Genomic DNA, 15362 nt, shown 5'->3' with positions numbered 1-15362 from the left:
GAAAAACACGCAAATGGATGGACGGATGATCACGGCAAAAATAAAAAGAAGGGGCAATATCTGGTATTTTGACGATTATTTTAAGTCGCTTCGCAAGAATGAAAACGAAATAGCAAAGCCTATCAGGCAGTTTGTATTGGATCCGAAAAGGTATCTGTTCAGTACGAAAGAAACCCTTCACGACGCCGTTTTGACTGAATTCAAATTCGCTATTTTAAAAAACGAAGATAAATTAACGATGAAATTTTTATCGTCCTACCGAGATAGAAATTTTAAATTTGTTTTCAAAAACGTCCTAGCCGTCCGCTTTAAAACGGACGACAAGAGCTTTAAAAATAACGATCTGATAGTTCATCAATTTTCGCTAAAGCGGGGAGGCGTTTGCGAGTATGATTTTATCTTTGCGAGCGGACAGAGGATAACCGTGAAATTTAAACAGCTCGAAATCATTGAGGAATTCTTATAAGCGCGCTGCTTTGTTGATGGCGGCGGGATTTTACGTGTTTTGGTGCGAATGGACGCGGCGAGCGCGTTTTTATGCGGTGAGCGAGAATTTTGCAAAATCCTAAACGAAAATCGTAAAATTCTAAGTAAAATTTATTCTAAGATAATAAAGCGACAAAATTTGCCGAGCATTTCGGCGCGTAAAATTTAAGCTTGTTCGGCGAGAATATGTAAATTTAAGCAGGCGCGAGGCTTAGGCGTAAATTCCCTCCACAAGCGTCTCTACGAACTCATCCGAGTTAAATTCCGCCAAATCCTCCATCCGCTCGCCCACGCCGACGAAAAGTATCGGTAGCCGAAGCTCGCGCGCTATGGCGAAAAGTGCGCCGCCTTTGGGCGTGCCGTCGAGCTTCGTGATGATGATGCCGTCGAGCCTTACGATCTCATTGAACGCCCTGGCTTGCGCGACGCTATGATTGCCCTGAGTGGCGTCTAGAACGATGATCTTTCGGTGCGGTGCGCCGCTTTTTGCACGGTCGCAGATGCGCACGATCTTCTCTAACTCTGCGGCTAAATTTTTCTGGTTTTGCAGGCGTCCAGCGGTGTCGATCAGGACGCGATCGATGTTTTTGGCACTTGCCGAGCTTACGGTGTCAAACGCCACGGCAGCAGGGTCGTGCCCCTGCGCGGTCGCTACGATCGGTAAATTTAGAATCTGCGCCCATTTTTTTAATTGCTCGACCGCACCCGCGCGAAAGGTGTCGCATGCGCCTAAAATCACGCTTTGGCCACTATTTTTATATAAATTTGCAAGCTTTGCGGTTGTCGTAGTTTTGCCCGCGCCGTTTACGCCAATGATAAGCTCTACGAAGGGCTTCTCATTCGCGGGTTTAGCGATTTCGTAATCGAAGTAGCTCTTCAAAATGCCCTTAAGATCGTCTTTTGCGACCAGCTTTTTTGCGGGCAGTTTTTCTAAAATTTCCTCCACGAGCTCGTAGCCTACGTCGGCTTCAAGCAGTATCTCTTCTAAAATTTCTTTTGAAATTTTATCTTCGCCCTTTGCACCTCGCATCGCGCCTATGGTCTTGCTAAGCCCTTTTTTAAAAAATTCGAACATCAGAAAATTTTCTCCAATTCGGTCATTAAAATTTCTTCCGGCATCAGCCCGAAATATTGCGCGCTAAACTCGCCCTTTTCGTCGTATATCGCTATATACGGCACTTCGTTTATGCCGCCTAGCGCCTTTGTAAAAAAGTCCGTCCCTTCGCCGTAAGCGATCGCGTAATTTACTTCGTGTGCGCTTGCATAATTTTTTGCATCGTCTAAATTTGCATCACCGATCATCACGCCGATGATATCAAGCTTGCCGGAGTAGGCTTGTTTGGCGGCATTTAGTGCGCTTACCTGCACGGCGCAGGCGTCGCACCACGGCGTAAAAAATGCAAATAGCGTCGCGGTGGAGTTATTATCGATTCGAAAGCCTTGCTTTGTCTTTTGCATATTTAAAATTTTGCCGTTACTTAGCTGAAGTGTAAAAGGAGCGGTATAATCGACTTGGATTACGGCTTCGGTTTCTGACTGCAGCTGCGTGGCGTTGGCCTCGGTCGGGGTATCGCTTGATTTTTTATCCTCATCATCGCCGCAACCCGCAAGAAACAAAACAGCCGTAAAAAGCGCTAGAAAAAAACGAAATTTCATAATAAACCTTAAAATTTAATCGCAAGATTATACAAAAACTAGCTAAAATAAGCGTTAAAATTTTATAAAAGGCTTAAGCCATGCAAAAGAATGAATTTAGAGCAATTTGCAAATCGCGTCTAAAATCTCACGCCGCGCGCGCGGCTAGATGCGAGCATTACGCACTTTTATGGCGGCTGGAGCAGCTGATAAAATTTTTAAAAGCGCGTAAAATTTTGATATTTTTGCCGATGAGCTACGAGCCGAACGTTTTGATTTTAAGAAAAAAGCTATCAAAAAGCTGCGAATTTTACGTTCCGTTTATGGTGGATATTAGCTTAAAAATGGTAAGATTGCGCCAACCTTTTAAAATTTCACGCTTTGGGCTGCGGCAGACGCTTCCACAAAACGGATATTTTAAAAAGGTCGATCTAGCCGTGGTTCCAGCTATCGGAGTGGATGGCGCAATGGCTAGAATAGGACATGGGAAAGGATTTTACGATATGTTTTTTTCAGGTCTGAAGCTTAAGCCCGCAATCGCGTTCGTGAGTATAAAAGACTGCTTTTGCAGCGAAATTTTATCGCTTGATCACGACGTAAAGGGCGATTTTTACATAACTCCGAGCCAAAATTACCTAAAAAGAGGAAAGTATGATAGAGATTTTAATCGCCTTGTGCGCTCTTGCGGTGGGCGCTGGCATAGGATACTTAGTAGCTAGAAAGATCAATAACGCCAATTACGATTTTTTCGTAGAACAAGCTAAAGCTAAAGCCAAAGCTATAGAATTTGAAGCCGAGGGCATCTTGCGAAATTCTAAAATTTCGGTGCAGGAAGCTGAGTTTGAAGCTAGGAAAAAATACGAAGATAAGGCAAGCAAACTGCAGAAAGAATTTAACGTTAAATTTGACGAGCTCGGCAAAAAGGAGCACGCGCTTCTAACCGAGCAAGAGATTTTAAAAGACAGCAAAAAAGAGCTCGAAAGCGCCAAAAAAGAGGCGAAATTCCTCTACGAAGAGGGCTCAAATTTAAAGAAAAGCTATGAAGAGAAGCTAGCCGAAGCGCTTAAGGTTTTGGAGCGCGTGGCGGGCTTTACGCAGGACGAGGCGCGCGCGCAGGTGCTTAAGAAGGTCGAGGAGCAAAGCCGCACCGACATCGCTCACATCGTGCGAAAATATGAAGAGGAAGCCAAAAAAGAGGCGCGAAAAAAGGCGAATTATATTTTGGCGCAGGCTACGTCGCGCTTTGCTGGCGAGTTTGCCGCCGAGCGACTTATCAACGTCGTAAATATCAAAAATGACGAGCTTAAAGGTCGCATCATCGGCAAGGAGGGGCGCAACATAAAGGCGCTTGAGATGACTTTGGGCGTGGATGTCATCATCGACGATACCCCCAATGCGATCATCGTAAGCTCGCACAATCTATACCGTCGCGCTATCGCCGTTCGCGTCATCGAAACTCTTATCGAGGACGGCAGAATTCAGCCTGCGCGTATCGAGGACATCTACAAAAAAGTAAGCGACGAATTTGAAGCTAGTATTGCCGAAGAGGGCGAAAATATCGTAATGGATCTAGGTCTTAGTAAAATTCACCCCGAAATTTTAAAACTCATCGGCAAGCTTAAATTTCGCGCGAGCTACGGACAGAATGCCCTTGCGCACAGCCTTGAGGTCGCACATCTTGCGGGCATCATCGCCGCAGAAACGGGCGGAGATCAAAAGCTAGCTAAGCGAGCGGGTCTACTTCACGACATCGGCAAGGCGCTAACTCACGAGTACGAGGGTTCGCACGTAGATCTGGGCGCCGAGGTTTGCCGCCGCTACAAAGAGCATCCCGTGGTGATAAACGCTATCTACGCCCACCACGGCCACGAGGAGGCTACCAGCGTGGAAAGCGCCGCAGTCTGTGCCGCAGACGCGCTAAGTGCTGCGCGCCCGGGCGCTAGACGAGAGGTACTAGAAAGCTATCTAAAACGCGTTAGCGATATAGAGGCGATCGCGATGAGTAAAACGGGCGTCAAGCAAGCCTACGCGATCAACGCAGGTCGCGAAATCCGCGTTATCGCAAACGCCAAGCTCATGAACGACGATGAGGCGGTTTTGGTCGCTAAAGAGATCGCTTCGGATATCCAAGATAAGGTTCAATTCCCGGGCGAGATCAAGGTTAATGTCATACGCGAGCTTCGCGCGGTGGAGATAGCTAAATAAGGAGTGTGAAATGAAAAAATTTATAATCGCTTTATTTTTGCTTTTTAGCGCGGCATTTGCCGAGGATGAGCTCATCATTGATAGCGCGAGTGCCTATTCGTCGGTAATGCGCACGAACGCGCAGTATAAATACCTAGCGCAGCAAGCCCGCGCGATAGTGATATTTCCGAGCGTCAAGAAGCTGGGCTTCATCATAGGCGGAATGTACGGCGAAGGGATCATCATCTACAATAACGACGGCGCGCATAGCGTTAGCGGTGCTGAGATCAGCAGCGCCAGCGTAGGACTTCAGATAGGCTATGAGGATAATTATCTAGTTATTTTCGTAATGCATGACGATGTAATCCAAAAAATGCGAAATTCCCAAATCACGCTTTCGGGCGATGCGACGGCAGTTGCAGGTAACTACAGCGCCGATTCTGGCTCTTTAGATGTGCTAAATCAAGATATGTACGTCTTTACGAATAAAGGCGGGCTGTTTGCGGGCGTGAGCCTGGGCGGTTCGGTGCTGGAGACCAAAAATGACCGCGCTTTTGATCCAAATACCGAGGGCTATGCGCTTTTGATGCGAGTAATTGGCGCAGATGAGTAAAATTTAGCTAAAGATGCTAAGGCGCATAGCTTAGCGAAAAATTTTGCTTTATGGGCGTTTTATTAGCAGCTTGGAATTTTGCTCGCGTGATTTCTGCAGAATAATAGACTTAGGTGCGCAATTTTATTGCAATTCGCGGGGTGGGAGGCATTTGAGGATATCGCGTAAATCCTGCGTAATTCGCAAGTTACTTTGAATTCTAAAGAAGTCGAAATTTTGTCATTAAATTTAGAATTGCAAAATTTTACCGTTAAATTTTGCGGTGATTTTGTTTGATGTCTAGAAATTTTATTTTGAAATTTCACTTGATATTTTGCGGCGAAATTTTGTATTTTGCGACAGCCGTGCGGAATTTTATTTAATGTCGCAGCGAAATCAAGTAGCGTCGTGGGACGTTATAGTGAAATTTTCGCACTGAATTTTAAAGCTGTTTTAGTCAAATTTATAGAATTTTATATGATCTAATGAAAGGATTCGATGGAATCGATGTTTGCAAACCTCCATACGTGGGGGTATTTGATACTGTTTTTGTATTCGCTGGGCGGAGGATTTTTGGCGCTTGCGGCGGCGGGCGTGCTAAGCTCTGCCGGCGAGCTCAATATCGTCTTATGCATCGTAATCGCCTGCATATCGAACTTCATAGGCGATTCGGGGCTATTTTTAGTAAGCCGCTACAATAAAAAAGAGATCATGCCCTATCTGCGCAAACAGCGCCGCAACCTTGCTCTGGCGCAGATTTTGTTTCGTAAATACGGCGACCGCATCATTTTGATTAAAAAATTTATCTACGGCCTCAAAACCCTCGTACCGATCGCGATCGGCATCACAAAATATTCATTTTTAAAATTTAGCGTCATCAATGCCGTAAGCTCGCTTATTTGGGCGCTTGTGGTGGGGTTACTGAGCTACTACGCGGGCGATTTCGTGCGCGAGCTCTATGTGCACATTAAGGACGCGCCGTGGATCGCTCCGCTGGCTCTAGGCGCGATAGTAGCGGCGATCGTGCTCTATTTTCGCTTCGCGACCCGCAAAAAAGGCTAGTGGTGGCAAAAAAGCTGATCCCGCTCGCAATTTTTGCAGCACTTCTTTTGGCGCTAAATTTCATCTCCAATTCGCGCAGCCCCGCGGCTAAAGATGAGCGGGTTTTTACCTCCAAAACCCTGGATGCCGCCTCGCGTAAAAGCGGCGCGCAAGATATCAAAAGCGGCACCGATCGTAAAATTTCAAGCTCGCAAAATCCCGCAAGCGGCGCCGGTGCAAAAGATGAGAGCGGTGCAAGAAGCGCAGACGGCGGAGCAGGGCGCGGAGCAGACCTAGGAGATTTAAAATCTCATCCGCAAGCAAACGAGCCCGCCGCCGTAAATCCTAAAGACGAGGCGGACGTCCACAGGCGGCGTAGCGCAGATTATGAAGCTTCGCAATCTCAAAATCCCGCTGCAAATTCTAAAAATCAGCTCGCGGACGAGCCCTGCATAAGCAAGGAGTGCGTGAGCGCTCATATCCGCCGTACGGGCTCTTTGCCGCAAAATTTCATCACGAAAAAGCAGGCCGGTGAGCTTGGCTGGCAGGGCGGTGATCTGTGGCGATACGCGCGCGGCAAGAGCATAGGTGGCGATCGTTTCGGCAATTTCGAGCGCAGGCTACCTGATAAAAAGGGGCGGATTTGGCGCGAATGCGACATCGAGTATCGCGGCGGCCCGCGCGGCGCAAAGCGGCTGATATTTTCAAACGACGGACTGATCTTTTACACCGCCGATCATTACGAAAGCTTCGAGCGCGTGCAATGAGCTTAAATTTTAAAACGCGCAGCGCCGCAAAGATCATCATCGACGGCGCAAAGATTAGGCGCAAAGATCAAATTTTCGCGCTATTTGCCGCAGCGCTAAATTTCGAGCCAGAATACGTCGCAAATTTAGACGCGCTCTACGACGCGCTTGGCGAGCGAGGCGGACAGGTTTTCGTGATCATCAAAAGGGGCGGAATTTTAAAGCTAAGGCTGGGTAAATTTTATGATATTTTGCTGGATGTTTTGCGCAGCGGCGAGGCGAAAATTTTAATCTTATGAGCTTGCGCGGCAGCCATATCATTTCAAATCTAAATTTTGCCGAGGCAAAGGGTGGTTTGTTACGCCGCAGTTTCGAGCGTGCCGTTAAAATTTACTGAATTTTAGAGCTTATTAAAAGAGGCGATTTTAGAGATTTCGCTCACAAAGCTCGCGCGGTCAAATTTAAACTCAAGCCCATACCGCCAATCTCTGCGGCGCGGGTTTGCAAAGTCGCTAAATTTAACCGCGTTCGCTTCAAATTTAATCTTAAGCGCGAGATACCAGCAGCTCCAGATCCCGCACGGACAGCCTAGTAGGACGACATCCCGCTCATCTTGCGCTAAATCAGCCTCAAGCGCCGCACGTAAAAATAGCTCCTCAAAATCGATCAAGCTTAAGTAGGCGTAGCCTCCCGCGATGCTAGCTTGCCCCTCTTTCGCCGCAAAGCTTTGCTCGCACCGCTTAATCAGCTCAAGCAGAGGCTCGCCGTTTATCGCAACGACGACTTCGGTAAAGCTTTCGCCCTCAATTTCGTAATCGTTTAGGTAAAATTTAATGCTATTCATGCGGCAATCTCGCTAAATGATCTATTTCGCGCCGTATTTGCACCGGCCTGCTAAAATTTCGTCGCAGTTTAGCGAATTTGAAGTGAAATTTGGTTGAAAATCAAAAATTCGCTGGTAAAGCGCAGATCAAATGGATATTTCGTAAAATTTAATGATTTTGAACTCGCGGAGCTTGCTTTTGGTGAGCGCAAGCTCAAATTTGCAAAAAAGCTAAATTTGTGCAGACGAAAGAAGCAAAAATAAAAGGTTAAATATCATCGCAGATCAAAGAGATCGAAACGAGGGCTAAATTTTGCTATGGATAAAGAAGTCGAAACGAGAAACGAGGGGTTAAATTTAATTCGCTTTTCATGGCGCTTAAATTTAACCCCGCCGCGGCTACATCATTTCGCCGTTTTTGTGCTCGTGCTCGGTGTAAGTTACCGGAATATCCTTCTTGCCTTTGCCCGGTGTATACACTCCCTCTCCGCGTTTAAAAAGAAGCTCGATACCTTCGGCGTTCGTAAGCATTATACCGCTTGCGGAAGCAGCGCGCTTGAGATTATGCTTTTTACCTTTTTCATCGGTTAGCACGCCCGTTGCGAACATATCGTTCGAGCTAAGGCTGATGCGCTTATCCCCGGTCTCTCCGAGTAGAAATACGATCGTGTGCGTTACGGGCTCTTGCGTTTGCTGTGGAGCCGTATCAGCCTTATGTTGGTAGCATCCGCTTAAAAGTGCGATTGCCGCTAATGACGAGAATACAATTCGTCTCATTTTTTCTCCTTTAAAAAAAAAGTTCGCGAATTATATAGCCAAAAAGTAAATCCTAGATTTCGCGACTTTTTATTTAATCAAAGATTAACCCAAATTTAGTAAAATTCCAGCTGAAAACATCCCAGATAAGGAGAACCTTATGGCAGTAAAAATCGCAATTAACGGCTTTGGAAGGATCGGTAGGTGCGCGGCTAGAATTGCGCTAAGCAGGGACGATGTGGAGCTTGTGGCGATCAACGATACCGCTAAGCGCGAGCTTACGAGATACCTGCTTCAATACGACACTGTTCACGGCGAGTTTCGTAAAAAAGTAGAAATTCTAAGCGACGAATGCATAGCCGTAGACGGCAAAAAAATCCGCGTCTATTCCACCAGAGAGCCTGCGGAGCTTGATTTTGCGGGCGATGGTGCAGAAGCTGTGCTTGAATGTACTGGTGCGTTTTTAACGAGCGAAAAATGCAAGCCGTTCATAGATAACGGTATCGGCGTAGTCGTAATGAGCGCGCCTGCCAAGGATGATACGCCTACTTTCGTAATCGGCGTTAATGAGGGCGCTTATGCAGGACAGCGCGTCATCTCAAACGCTAGCTGCACCACTAACGGCCTGGCTCCGATTGCAAAAATTTTAGACGATGAGCTTGGTATCGAAAAGGGTCTGATGACGACGATTCACGCCTATACACATGGACAGAGTCTAGTCGATGTAAAAGCCAAGGATTTTCGCCGTTCACGCGCCGCGGCTCTTAATATCGCTCCGACCACGACGGGTGCGGCAAAAGCGATTAGTAAGGTACTTCCGCAGCTAAGCGGTAAGATGCACGGACAATCGGTGCGCGTGCCGGTGGCTAACGTTTCGATGGTTGATCTAACGGTGCTAACGCGTAAACAGACGAGTGCTGAGGAGCTAAATGAAATTTTCCGCCGCTATGCCGCTAAAGAGATGAAAGGAATTTTGCTCGTAGACGACGATAGCCGTGTCAGCAGCGATTTTTGTACCTCAGAATACTCCAGCATTGTAGCTAGCGACTGCACGCAGGTAATTGACGGTAATCTTATAAAAGTGATGAGCTGGTATGACAACGAGTGGGGATATAGCGAGCGCCTCATCGATTTAGCCTTATATGCGGCAAAAAGAAGGAAATAAGATGGGTGAAATTCTTTCGATTAAAGATTTGAAATTCAAAAACGGCGCGCGCGTTTTTATCAGGTGCGATTTTAACGTGCCGATGGATGAGTTTTGCAATATTACGGACGATCGTCGTATCCGTTCGTCTATCCCTACGATTAAATATTGCTTAGACGAGGGCTGCGCGGTAATTTTAGCCAGCCACTTAGGACGCCCGAAAAACGGATACGAAGAAAGACTTAGCCTAAAGCCTGTGGTAAAGAGGCTATCTAGGCTTTTAGAACGCGAGATAAAATTTGTCTCTGATGTCGCGGGCGAGGAAGCTGGAGCTGCGGTAAATTCGCTTAAAAAGGGCGAAGTGCTTTTGCTAGATAATCTGCGCTTCGAAAAGGGCGAGAGCAAAAACGACGAAGCACTAGCTAAGAGGCTTGCGAGCTATGCGGAATTTTATATCAACGATGCTTTTGGCGTATGCCACCGCGCGCATGCTTCGGTAGAGGCGATTACGAAATTCTACGATGAGGCGCATAAGGCGGCGGGATTTTTGCTGCTAAAAGAGATAAAATTCGCCAAAGACCTTATTAAAGATCCTGCGCGTCCTTTCGTAGCCGTAACGGGCGGCAGCAAAGTAAGCGGCAAGCTTCAGGCGCTTAAAAATTTACTTCCTAAAGTCGATAAGCTCATCATCGGAGGCGGCATGGCGTTTACGTTTTTAAAAGCCGTCGGATATGACATCGGTAAATCTTTGCTCGAAGAGGATCTAATCGAGGAAGCAAAAAATATTCTCCGCAATGCTCGCGAGCTTGGGGTCAAAATTTATATCCCCGTCGATGCCGTCGCAGCTCCGCAATGCTCGCAAGACGCCGTTACAAAAAAGGTTACCGTCCAAGAAATTCCAAGCGATTGGATGGGGCTAGATATCGGACCTGCGACCGTAGCGCTTTTTAAAGAAGCCTTAGACGATGCACAAACGATCTGGTGGAACGGACCGATGGGAGTTTTTGAGATCGATAAATTCGCTCGCGGCAGCCTGCATATATCGCACGCGATCGCAGATAGTGACGCCACGACCGTAGTGGGCGGTGGCGATACTGCAGATGTCGTCGAACGCGCGGGCAACGCTGATGATATGACTTTTATTTCTACCGGAGGCGGTGCGAGCTTAGAACTCATCGAAGGCAAGGAGCTGCCGGGCGTGCGAGTGCTTACTGCTAAAACGGAGCTGCGATGATACTGGCGGCGAATCTTAAATGCAACCATACCCGAGCTAGCTTTGAGCAGTACGCTAAAGCTTTAGATGAAGGCTTAGCGGGCCTAATTTCGCGCGAGGATGAAATTTTGGTTTTTCCTCCTGCTAGCGCATTTTGCGCGAAAGTGAAAAATTTTACTCAAGGCGCGCAAAATTTCTATCCTGCCGCGCACGGCAGCTTTACGGGCGAGATCGGTGGCGATATGCTGGCGGAATTCGACATCAAAACCGTTCTTATCGGACACAGCGAGCGGCGCGCCATTTTGGGCGAGAGCGCGGAGCTGATAAGAGAGAAATTCAGTTTTGCCGCAGCGCAGGGCTGGCGCATCGTTTTTTGCGTCGGCGAGGATGAGGCGGCATTTGCGCAAAACCGCAGCGAGGAGTTTGTAGCGACACAGCTTGAGGGTATCGATCTGAAATATCCGAGCTTAGTACTAGCCTACGAGCCCGTCTGGGCGATCGGCACTGGCAGAAGCGCGCAGTGCGAGCAGATCGAAAGAATGCTAAATTTCTTGCGTGCTAAAAGCCCCGCGCCGCTACTTTACGGCGGCAGCGTGAATGCTGAAAATATCGCAAAAATTTGCGCGATAAGAGGTTGCGACGGGGTGCTAGTGGGGACGGCGAGCTGGGATGCATCGAAATTTTTGGAGCTTATACGCGTTGTCTCGTGAGCGTCTTTTAATGAGTTGGAAATTTTAAGTCTGCGACAGGCTATGCGCCTAGTCTTGACTTAAAATTTCTACACAACATTAAAATCCATCTCACGATACTGCCGCTATTAAATTTGGCGTTTTGTCGAATTTTGTAAATTTCAAATTGCGTAGGATTTTGAGATGATTTTTGGGGCTTTGCAGTTAAAATTTTGCGTAGGCTAGACGGATGGTCTGCCGAGCAAAATTTTAACAAAATCGCCAAAAAGCGCTCAAAAGCCAAGCAAATTTTAAAGGAGAAATAATGATTTTAAAAGGAAAAAAAGGCCTCATCGTCGGCGTCGCTAACGCCAAATCCATCGCTTACGGTATCGCCGAAGCTTGCTACGAACAGGGTGCGCAGATGGCGTTTACCTACCTAAACGACGCGCTGAAAAAACGTGTAGAGCCGATCGCTGAGGAGTTTGAAAGCAAATTCGTCTATGAGCTTGACGTAAACAACCCAGCTCACCTTGACGGTCTTGCAGATCGCATCAAAGCAGACCTGGGCGAGATTGATTTTGTCGTGCATGCCGTAGCCTATGCGCCGAAAGAAGCGCTTGAAGGTGAGTTTGTAAACACTACAAAAGAGGCGTTTGATATCGCGATGGGCACGAGCGTGTATTCGCTGCTAAGCCTTACGCGCGCGGTGCTTCCGGTGCTAAAAGAGGGCGGCTCGGTACTTACTCTTACATATCTTGGCGGACCGAAATTTGTGCCTCACTACAACGTAATGGGCGTTGCAAAAGCGGCTCTTGAAAGCTCTGTGCGCTATCTCGCTCACGATCTTGGCGCACGCGGCATCCGCGTAAACGCTATCAGTGCGGGCCCTATCAAAACGCTTGCCGCAAGCGGAATCGGCGACTTTAGGATGATTTTGCGCTACAACGAAGTAAACAGCCCGCTAAAACGCAACGTCACGACGCATGACGTCGGCAACAGCGCGATGTATCTACTTAGCGACCTAGCTAGCGGCGTGACCGGCGAGGTGCACTACGTCGACTGCGGCTACAATATCATGGGCATGGGCGACGTAGCTACCGACGCCGAAGGTAAGACGATCCTCGCGTGGGATGCGGCCAAGACCGAGTAAAACGACAGGTAAAAAGGCTAAATTTGACGCGCGCAGTTTTTTACGACGATAGTCATAGACGGATAGCAGAGGGCGGCATAGAGGGCATCGCCGCCGTTTTGCGAGGTGATGACGAGGCAGAGAAAGCCTCGCTTCTGTTGTGTCTAGATTATTACCTTGATCCATACTACGGCTGCGCGCTGGCGCATGAGAGCGAAATTTTCGCCCTTTTGCAGGAGCTACTTCTGAGCGAGCGCTCACAAGCCATCAGAGGTGACATTTTGCAGCTTCTGGGTGATTACTGCGGCGATTTTAGCGTGCTGCGAAGCAGGATTTGCGAGGCGTCCGGCGAGATTTTGCCAGACATTAAGCGCTTGATCGAAGGATAAATTTAACGGCCGGCGCGCTTTCGTGTACGGTAATTACGCCGCAGCGAGCGGTAGCGAAATTTGCCGCGCCTCCGCGCACGCCCCTTTTGCCGCGAAAATACGGCAGCGTAAAATTTTAAGATTGGAAGCGGCAATGAAAACCTTGGATGAGCGAGGAGCTAGGTCTAGCGAGCATACCTAAAAACGGCATGGAGATAGAAGATTATTTCAGAGCTGTTTTTGAAAAAAGCGGCAAAAACCGCCAGGAAGGAGCTTGATGAAAAAGGATTATATCTGCGTATTCGACTGCGAGACGATCCCAGACGTAGCGGCGCTGGTGCGGGTGCTGGATGAGGACGCGATCGCGGACTGCTTTGAGCCTTTCGATAAAAAAAGCTTCGCAAAGCTTCTTGACGCGCAGCTCTCGCAAAAGATCGGCGGCGAGAAGCAAAGCGCGTCTTTAAATTTTGCTGTAAATTCGGCAGAGCAGAATTCTAAAATTGAAAATTCCGAGCAAAATTCTGTACCTCAGAATTTTACGCAACAAGACGCCGTGCCTCAAAGCTTCGCGAGTGAAAATCTCGCTGAACAAAATTTTATAGTGCAGAATTTGAAGGAAAATTCCAAGGCACGAAATTCCGAGCAAAATTCCGCATTGAATTCCATAGAGCAAAATCTAGCGTCGCAAAATACGACGTCTAAAAATTCCGCGTCGCTAAATTTAACCTACGACGATACCGTGCCTCAAAGCTCCGCAGCACAGGGCTCCGCGGTAGAAAATTCCGCGCTCCGAAGCCCCGCGCCTCAGAATTCCGCGGCGGAAAGCTCTATGCCTCAAAGCTTCGCATCCCAAAGCTCAAAGAGCAAAAATCTCGCTTTAAACTCCGCGCAAGATCTCGCGTCAAACGCGCTAAATTTTAAAATTTACGGCGAGCAATTGATCTTTAATGCGGATAAAAGCAAAATTTTAAACCACAAATTGCTCTCGCTTAGGGCGATGGAGATTTTCAAAGAAAAAACCGGCAGCGAGTTCCTGCCCGTCTGTTTCCACCGCGTCGTTAGCATTAGCGCCGTGATGGCGGACGGCTTCGGCAGGTTTTTGCGCGTCTCGACGCTTGATGGCGAGAGCGAGCGCGATAAAATCGCAAAATTCCTAGCCTTCATCGAGGATTTTAATCCGCGGCTCGTGAGCTTCAACGGGCGCGGGTTCGATCTGCCGATGATTATGGCGCGCGCGATGTGCTACGATCTAAGCGCCGCGGCGTATTTTGAGACGAACGATCGCGATAACAACAAGAGCAAATGGGAGAACTACCGCAGCCGCTACGACGGGCGGTTCCATCTGGATCTTCTCGATCACATCAGCGATTTTGGCGCCGTGCGCGGGCTCAAGCTCGATCATATCTGCGCCAGCGTGGGCCTTCCCGGTAAATACGACGTGCACGGCGATCAGGTACTGCAGCTGTATTACGGCGGCGAGCAGGCCAAGATCGACGAGTACTGCAGATCCGACGTGCTTAACACCTACTGGCTGTTTTTGAAATACGAGCTTTTGCGCGGCAAGATCACCAAGGACGACTATCTGAATTACATCGCGGTGATGGGCGAATTTTTGCAAAAAGAGTGCGCGGGCATGAGCTATACGCCCGTTTTTTGCGACTTCATAGAAAGGGAGCTAGCGGCATATGCGAAGTGAAATTTTTAAAATTTTAAAAGGCGCGGTTTTGGGTGCGCTGTTTTTGCTCTGCGGCGCGGTCGCGGACGAGGCTAAATTTAAACCGATGCTGCTTAAAGAATACGTCCCCGGCATGAATATCACGGGCTGGGTGATCAGCGAGAAGCTAGACGGCGTGCGCGCGATCTGGGACGGCAAAAATCTGCGCTCTAGGCGCGGCAAGATCATAAACGCCCCCGAGGGCTGGAGCGCGGGCTTTCCGCCGTTTTTCGTGGACGGTGAGCTATACACGGCGCGCGGCGAGTTTGAGCAGCTCGTCTCGATCGTCTCTTCTAGCGTGCCCGATGAGCGCTGGAGCAGGGTAAAATTTTACGCGTTTGACCTGCCGAAGGAGCAGAAAAACTTAAGCGCGAAGATGGAAATTTTAAGAAATTTTATCGCCTCAAGCGGTGCGCAAAATTTACTCATCGTGCAGCAAACTCCGGTAAGCACGCATGCCGACGTGCAGGCGTATTTTGATCGCGTTATCGCAGCAGGCGGCGAAGGCGTCGTGCTGCGCGATCCAAACGCGCTTTATGAGAGCGGGCGCAGCGATAAAATTTTAAAATACAAAAAGACGCACGATAGCGATTGCAAGGTCGTAAAAATCAATCCGGGCTACGGCAAAAACGAGGGCAAGATGGGCTCGCTTAGCTGCGTGGATCTACGTAGCGGAGCGAAATTTAAAGTAGGCACGGGCTTTAGCGACGAAATGCGGGAAAATCCGCCTAAGGTGGGCACGATCATCACCTATCAATACCAAAACCTAACCCGCGAGAAAAAGCCGCGCTTCCCCGTATTTTTGCGCGTGCGACCAGCGATTTAATCTAAGGGGCTATAATCGCGTATTTTGATAAATT

18 protein-coding genes are annotated in these 15362 nt (G+C 48.3%); 14 read left to right on the top strand and 4 right to left on the bottom strand.

What is annotated here, in order from left to right; translation table 11 throughout:
* The first annotated feature begins 25 nt into the window (after positions 1–25).
* Complete coding sequence (locus QZ367_RS04715) at positions 26–466, top strand: hypothetical protein (RefSeq protein WP_291938049.1); 441 nt, start codon at positions 26–28, stop codon at positions 464–466.
* Positions 467–697: 231 nt separating this feature from the next.
* Here QZ367_RS04715 and ftsY read toward each other — a convergent pair whose 3' ends face one another.
* Both ftsY and QZ367_RS04705 read right to left on the bottom strand, forming a co-directional pair.
* Positions 698–1561 carry a signal recognition particle-docking protein FtsY gene (ftsY, locus tag QZ367_RS04710; RefSeq protein WP_291938047.1) on the bottom strand — a complete coding sequence of 288 codons (864 nt, stop codon included), beginning with the start codon at positions 1559–1561 and terminating at the stop codon, positions 698–700.
* The gene (locus QZ367_RS04705) at positions 1561–2142 is read right to left on the bottom strand and encodes a TlpA disulfide reductase family protein (protein WP_291938045.1); all 582 of its coding nucleotides are present in this window, start codon (positions 2140–2142) and stop codon (positions 1561–1563) included. The genes ftsY and QZ367_RS04705 overlap by 1 nt, the downstream gene beginning before the upstream one ends.
* A gap of 80 nt (positions 2143–2222) precedes the next feature.
* Between QZ367_RS04705 and QZ367_RS04700 the strand changes: the two genes are divergently transcribed.
* The 6 genes from QZ367_RS04700 (at position 2223) to QZ367_RS04675 (ending at position 6983) form a co-directional block, all read left to right on the top strand.
* A complete protein-coding gene (locus QZ367_RS04700; RefSeq protein WP_291938043.1) occupies positions 2223–2840 on the top strand; it encodes a 5-formyltetrahydrofolate cyclo-ligase in 618 nt (205 codons plus the stop codon).
* Positions 2773–4326, top strand: a complete 1554-nt coding sequence (gene rny, locus QZ367_RS04695; protein ID WP_291938041.1) for a ribonuclease Y — start codon at positions 2773–2775, stop codon at positions 4324–4326. The genes QZ367_RS04700 and rny overlap by 68 nt, the downstream gene beginning before the upstream one ends.
* A 10-nt stretch (positions 4327–4336) precedes the next feature.
* Positions 4337–4918, top strand: coding sequence for a lipid-binding SYLF domain-containing protein (locus QZ367_RS04690; protein ID WP_291938039.1), 582 nt, complete (start codon positions 4337–4339; stop codon positions 4916–4918).
* 477 nt (positions 4919–5395) lie between these two features.
* On the top strand, positions 5396–5959 hold the full coding sequence (locus QZ367_RS04685) for a DedA family protein (RefSeq protein WP_291938037.1): 564 nt from the start codon (positions 5396–5398) through the stop codon (positions 5957–5959).
* Between the two features lie 2 nt (positions 5960–5961).
* Positions 5962–6705: a ribonuclease domain-containing protein gene (locus tag QZ367_RS04680; RefSeq protein ID WP_291938035.1), complete on the top strand. Its 744-nt coding sequence runs from the start codon at positions 5962–5964 to the stop codon at positions 6703–6705.
* Entirely contained in the window at positions 6702–6983 is a 282-nt protein-coding gene (locus QZ367_RS04675) for a barstar family protein (RefSeq protein WP_291938033.1), read from the top strand. Before QZ367_RS04680 ends, QZ367_RS04675 begins: the two co-directional genes overlap by 4 nt.
* A 101-nt stretch (positions 6984–7084) precedes the next feature.
* On the opposite strand, the gene QZ367_RS04670 is transcribed toward QZ367_RS04675, so the two are convergent.
* On the bottom strand, positions 7085–7528 hold the full coding sequence (locus QZ367_RS04670) for a hypothetical protein (protein ID WP_291938031.1): 444 nt from the start codon (positions 7526–7528) through the stop codon (positions 7085–7087).
* 378 nt (positions 7529–7906) lie between these two features.
* The gene (locus tag QZ367_RS04665; protein WP_291938029.1) at positions 7907–8284 is read right to left on the bottom strand and encodes a hypothetical protein; all 378 of its coding nucleotides are present in this window, start codon (positions 8282–8284) and stop codon (positions 7907–7909) included.
* Positions 8285–8423: 139 nt separating this feature from the next.
* Between QZ367_RS04665 and gap the strand changes: the two genes are divergently transcribed.
* From gap to QZ367_RS04630, 7 genes are all read left to right on the top strand, one after another.
* Positions 8424–9428 carry a type I glyceraldehyde-3-phosphate dehydrogenase gene (gene gap / locus QZ367_RS04660; protein ID WP_291938027.1) on the top strand — a complete coding sequence of 335 codons (1005 nt, stop codon included), beginning with the start codon at positions 8424–8426 and terminating at the stop codon, positions 9426–9428.
* A 1-nt stretch (position 9429) separates the two neighbouring features.
* The gene (gene pgk, locus QZ367_RS04655) at positions 9430–10641 is read left to right on the top strand and encodes a phosphoglycerate kinase (protein WP_291938024.1); all 1212 of its coding nucleotides are present in this window, start codon (positions 9430–9432) and stop codon (positions 10639–10641) included.
* Positions 10638–11330, top strand: a complete 693-nt coding sequence (locus QZ367_RS04650) for a triose-phosphate isomerase (protein ID WP_291938022.1) — start codon at positions 10638–10640, stop codon at positions 11328–11330. Before pgk ends, QZ367_RS04650 begins: the two co-directional genes overlap by 4 nt.
* Positions 11331–11613: 283 nt before the next feature.
* Positions 11614–12441, top strand: coding sequence for an enoyl-ACP reductase FabI (gene fabI, locus QZ367_RS04645; protein WP_291938020.1), 828 nt, complete (start codon positions 11614–11616; stop codon positions 12439–12441).
* Between the two features lie 23 nt (positions 12442–12464).
* A complete protein-coding gene (locus QZ367_RS04640) occupies positions 12465–12809 on the top strand; it encodes a hypothetical protein (RefSeq protein ID WP_291938018.1) in 345 nt (114 codons plus the stop codon).
* A 256-nt stretch (positions 12810–13065) separates the two neighbouring features.
* On the top strand, positions 13066–14484 hold the full coding sequence (locus tag QZ367_RS04635; RefSeq protein WP_291938017.1) for a 3'-5' exonuclease: 1419 nt from the start codon (positions 13066–13068) through the stop codon (positions 14482–14484).
* Positions 14474–15328: a DNA ligase gene (locus QZ367_RS04630; RefSeq protein WP_291938014.1), complete on the top strand. Its 855-nt coding sequence runs from the start codon at positions 14474–14476 to the stop codon at positions 15326–15328. Before QZ367_RS04635 ends, QZ367_RS04630 begins: the two co-directional genes overlap by 11 nt.
* Positions 15329–15362: the final 34 nt, after the last annotated feature.

Source organism: Campylobacter sp., from assembly GCF_019423325.1.
In the GTDB taxonomy this organism is placed as follows: domain Bacteria; phylum Campylobacterota; class Campylobacteria; order Campylobacterales; family Campylobacteraceae; genus Campylobacter_B.
Note: the sequence above shows the minus strand (reverse complement) of the source record. Positions and strands in the feature narration are given on the sequence as shown.

Excerpts from the sequence above, each read along its gene's own strand:
- QZ367_RS04630 (WP_291938014.1), top strand. The coding sequence starts at position 14,474 with ATGCGAAGTGAAATTTTTAAAATTTTAAAAGGCGCGGTTTTGGGTGCG.
- QZ367_RS04670 (WP_291938031.1), bottom strand. The coding sequence starts at position 7,528 with ATGAATAGCATTAAATTTTACCTAAACGATTACGAAATTGAGGGCGAA.
- gap (WP_291938027.1), top strand. The coding sequence starts at position 8,424 with ATGGCAGTAAAAATCGCAATTAACGGCTTTGGAAGGATCGGTAGGTGC.
- QZ367_RS04650 (WP_291938022.1), top strand. The coding sequence starts at position 10,638 with ATGATACTGGCGGCGAATCTTAAATGCAACCATACCCGAGCTAGCTTT.
- ftsY (WP_291938047.1), bottom strand. The coding sequence starts at position 1,561 with ATGTTCGAATTTTTTAAAAAAGGGCTTAGCAAGACCATAGGCGCGATG.
- QZ367_RS04675 (WP_291938033.1), top strand. The coding sequence starts at position 6,702 with ATGAGCTTAAATTTTAAAACGCGCAGCGCCGCAAAGATCATCATCGAC.
- fabI (WP_291938020.1), top strand. The coding sequence starts at position 11,614 with ATGATTTTAAAAGGAAAAAAAGGCCTCATCGTCGGCGTCGCTAACGCC.
- QZ367_RS04635 (WP_291938017.1), top strand. The coding sequence starts at position 13,066 with ATGAAAAAGGATTATATCTGCGTATTCGACTGCGAGACGATCCCAGAC.
- rny (WP_291938041.1), top strand. The coding sequence starts at position 2,773 with ATGATAGAGATTTTAATCGCCTTGTGCGCTCTTGCGGTGGGCGCTGGC.
- QZ367_RS04715 (WP_291938049.1), top strand. The coding sequence starts at position 26 with ATGATCACGGCAAAAATAAAAAGAAGGGGCAATATCTGGTATTTTGAC.
- QZ367_RS04665 (WP_291938029.1), bottom strand. The coding sequence starts at position 8,284 with ATGAGACGAATTGTATTCTCGTCATTAGCGGCAATCGCACTTTTAAGC.
- QZ367_RS04705 (WP_291938045.1), bottom strand. The coding sequence starts at position 2,142 with ATGAAATTTCGTTTTTTTCTAGCGCTTTTTACGGCTGTTTTGTTTCTT.
- QZ367_RS04690 (WP_291938039.1), top strand. The coding sequence starts at position 4,337 with ATGAAAAAATTTATAATCGCTTTATTTTTGCTTTTTAGCGCGGCATTT.
- pgk (WP_291938024.1), top strand. The coding sequence starts at position 9,430 with ATGGGTGAAATTCTTTCGATTAAAGATTTGAAATTCAAAAACGGCGCG.
- QZ367_RS04685 (WP_291938037.1), top strand. The coding sequence starts at position 5,396 with ATGGAATCGATGTTTGCAAACCTCCATACGTGGGGGTATTTGATACTG.
- QZ367_RS04700 (WP_291938043.1), top strand. The coding sequence starts at position 2,223 with ATGCAAAAGAATGAATTTAGAGCAATTTGCAAATCGCGTCTAAAATCT.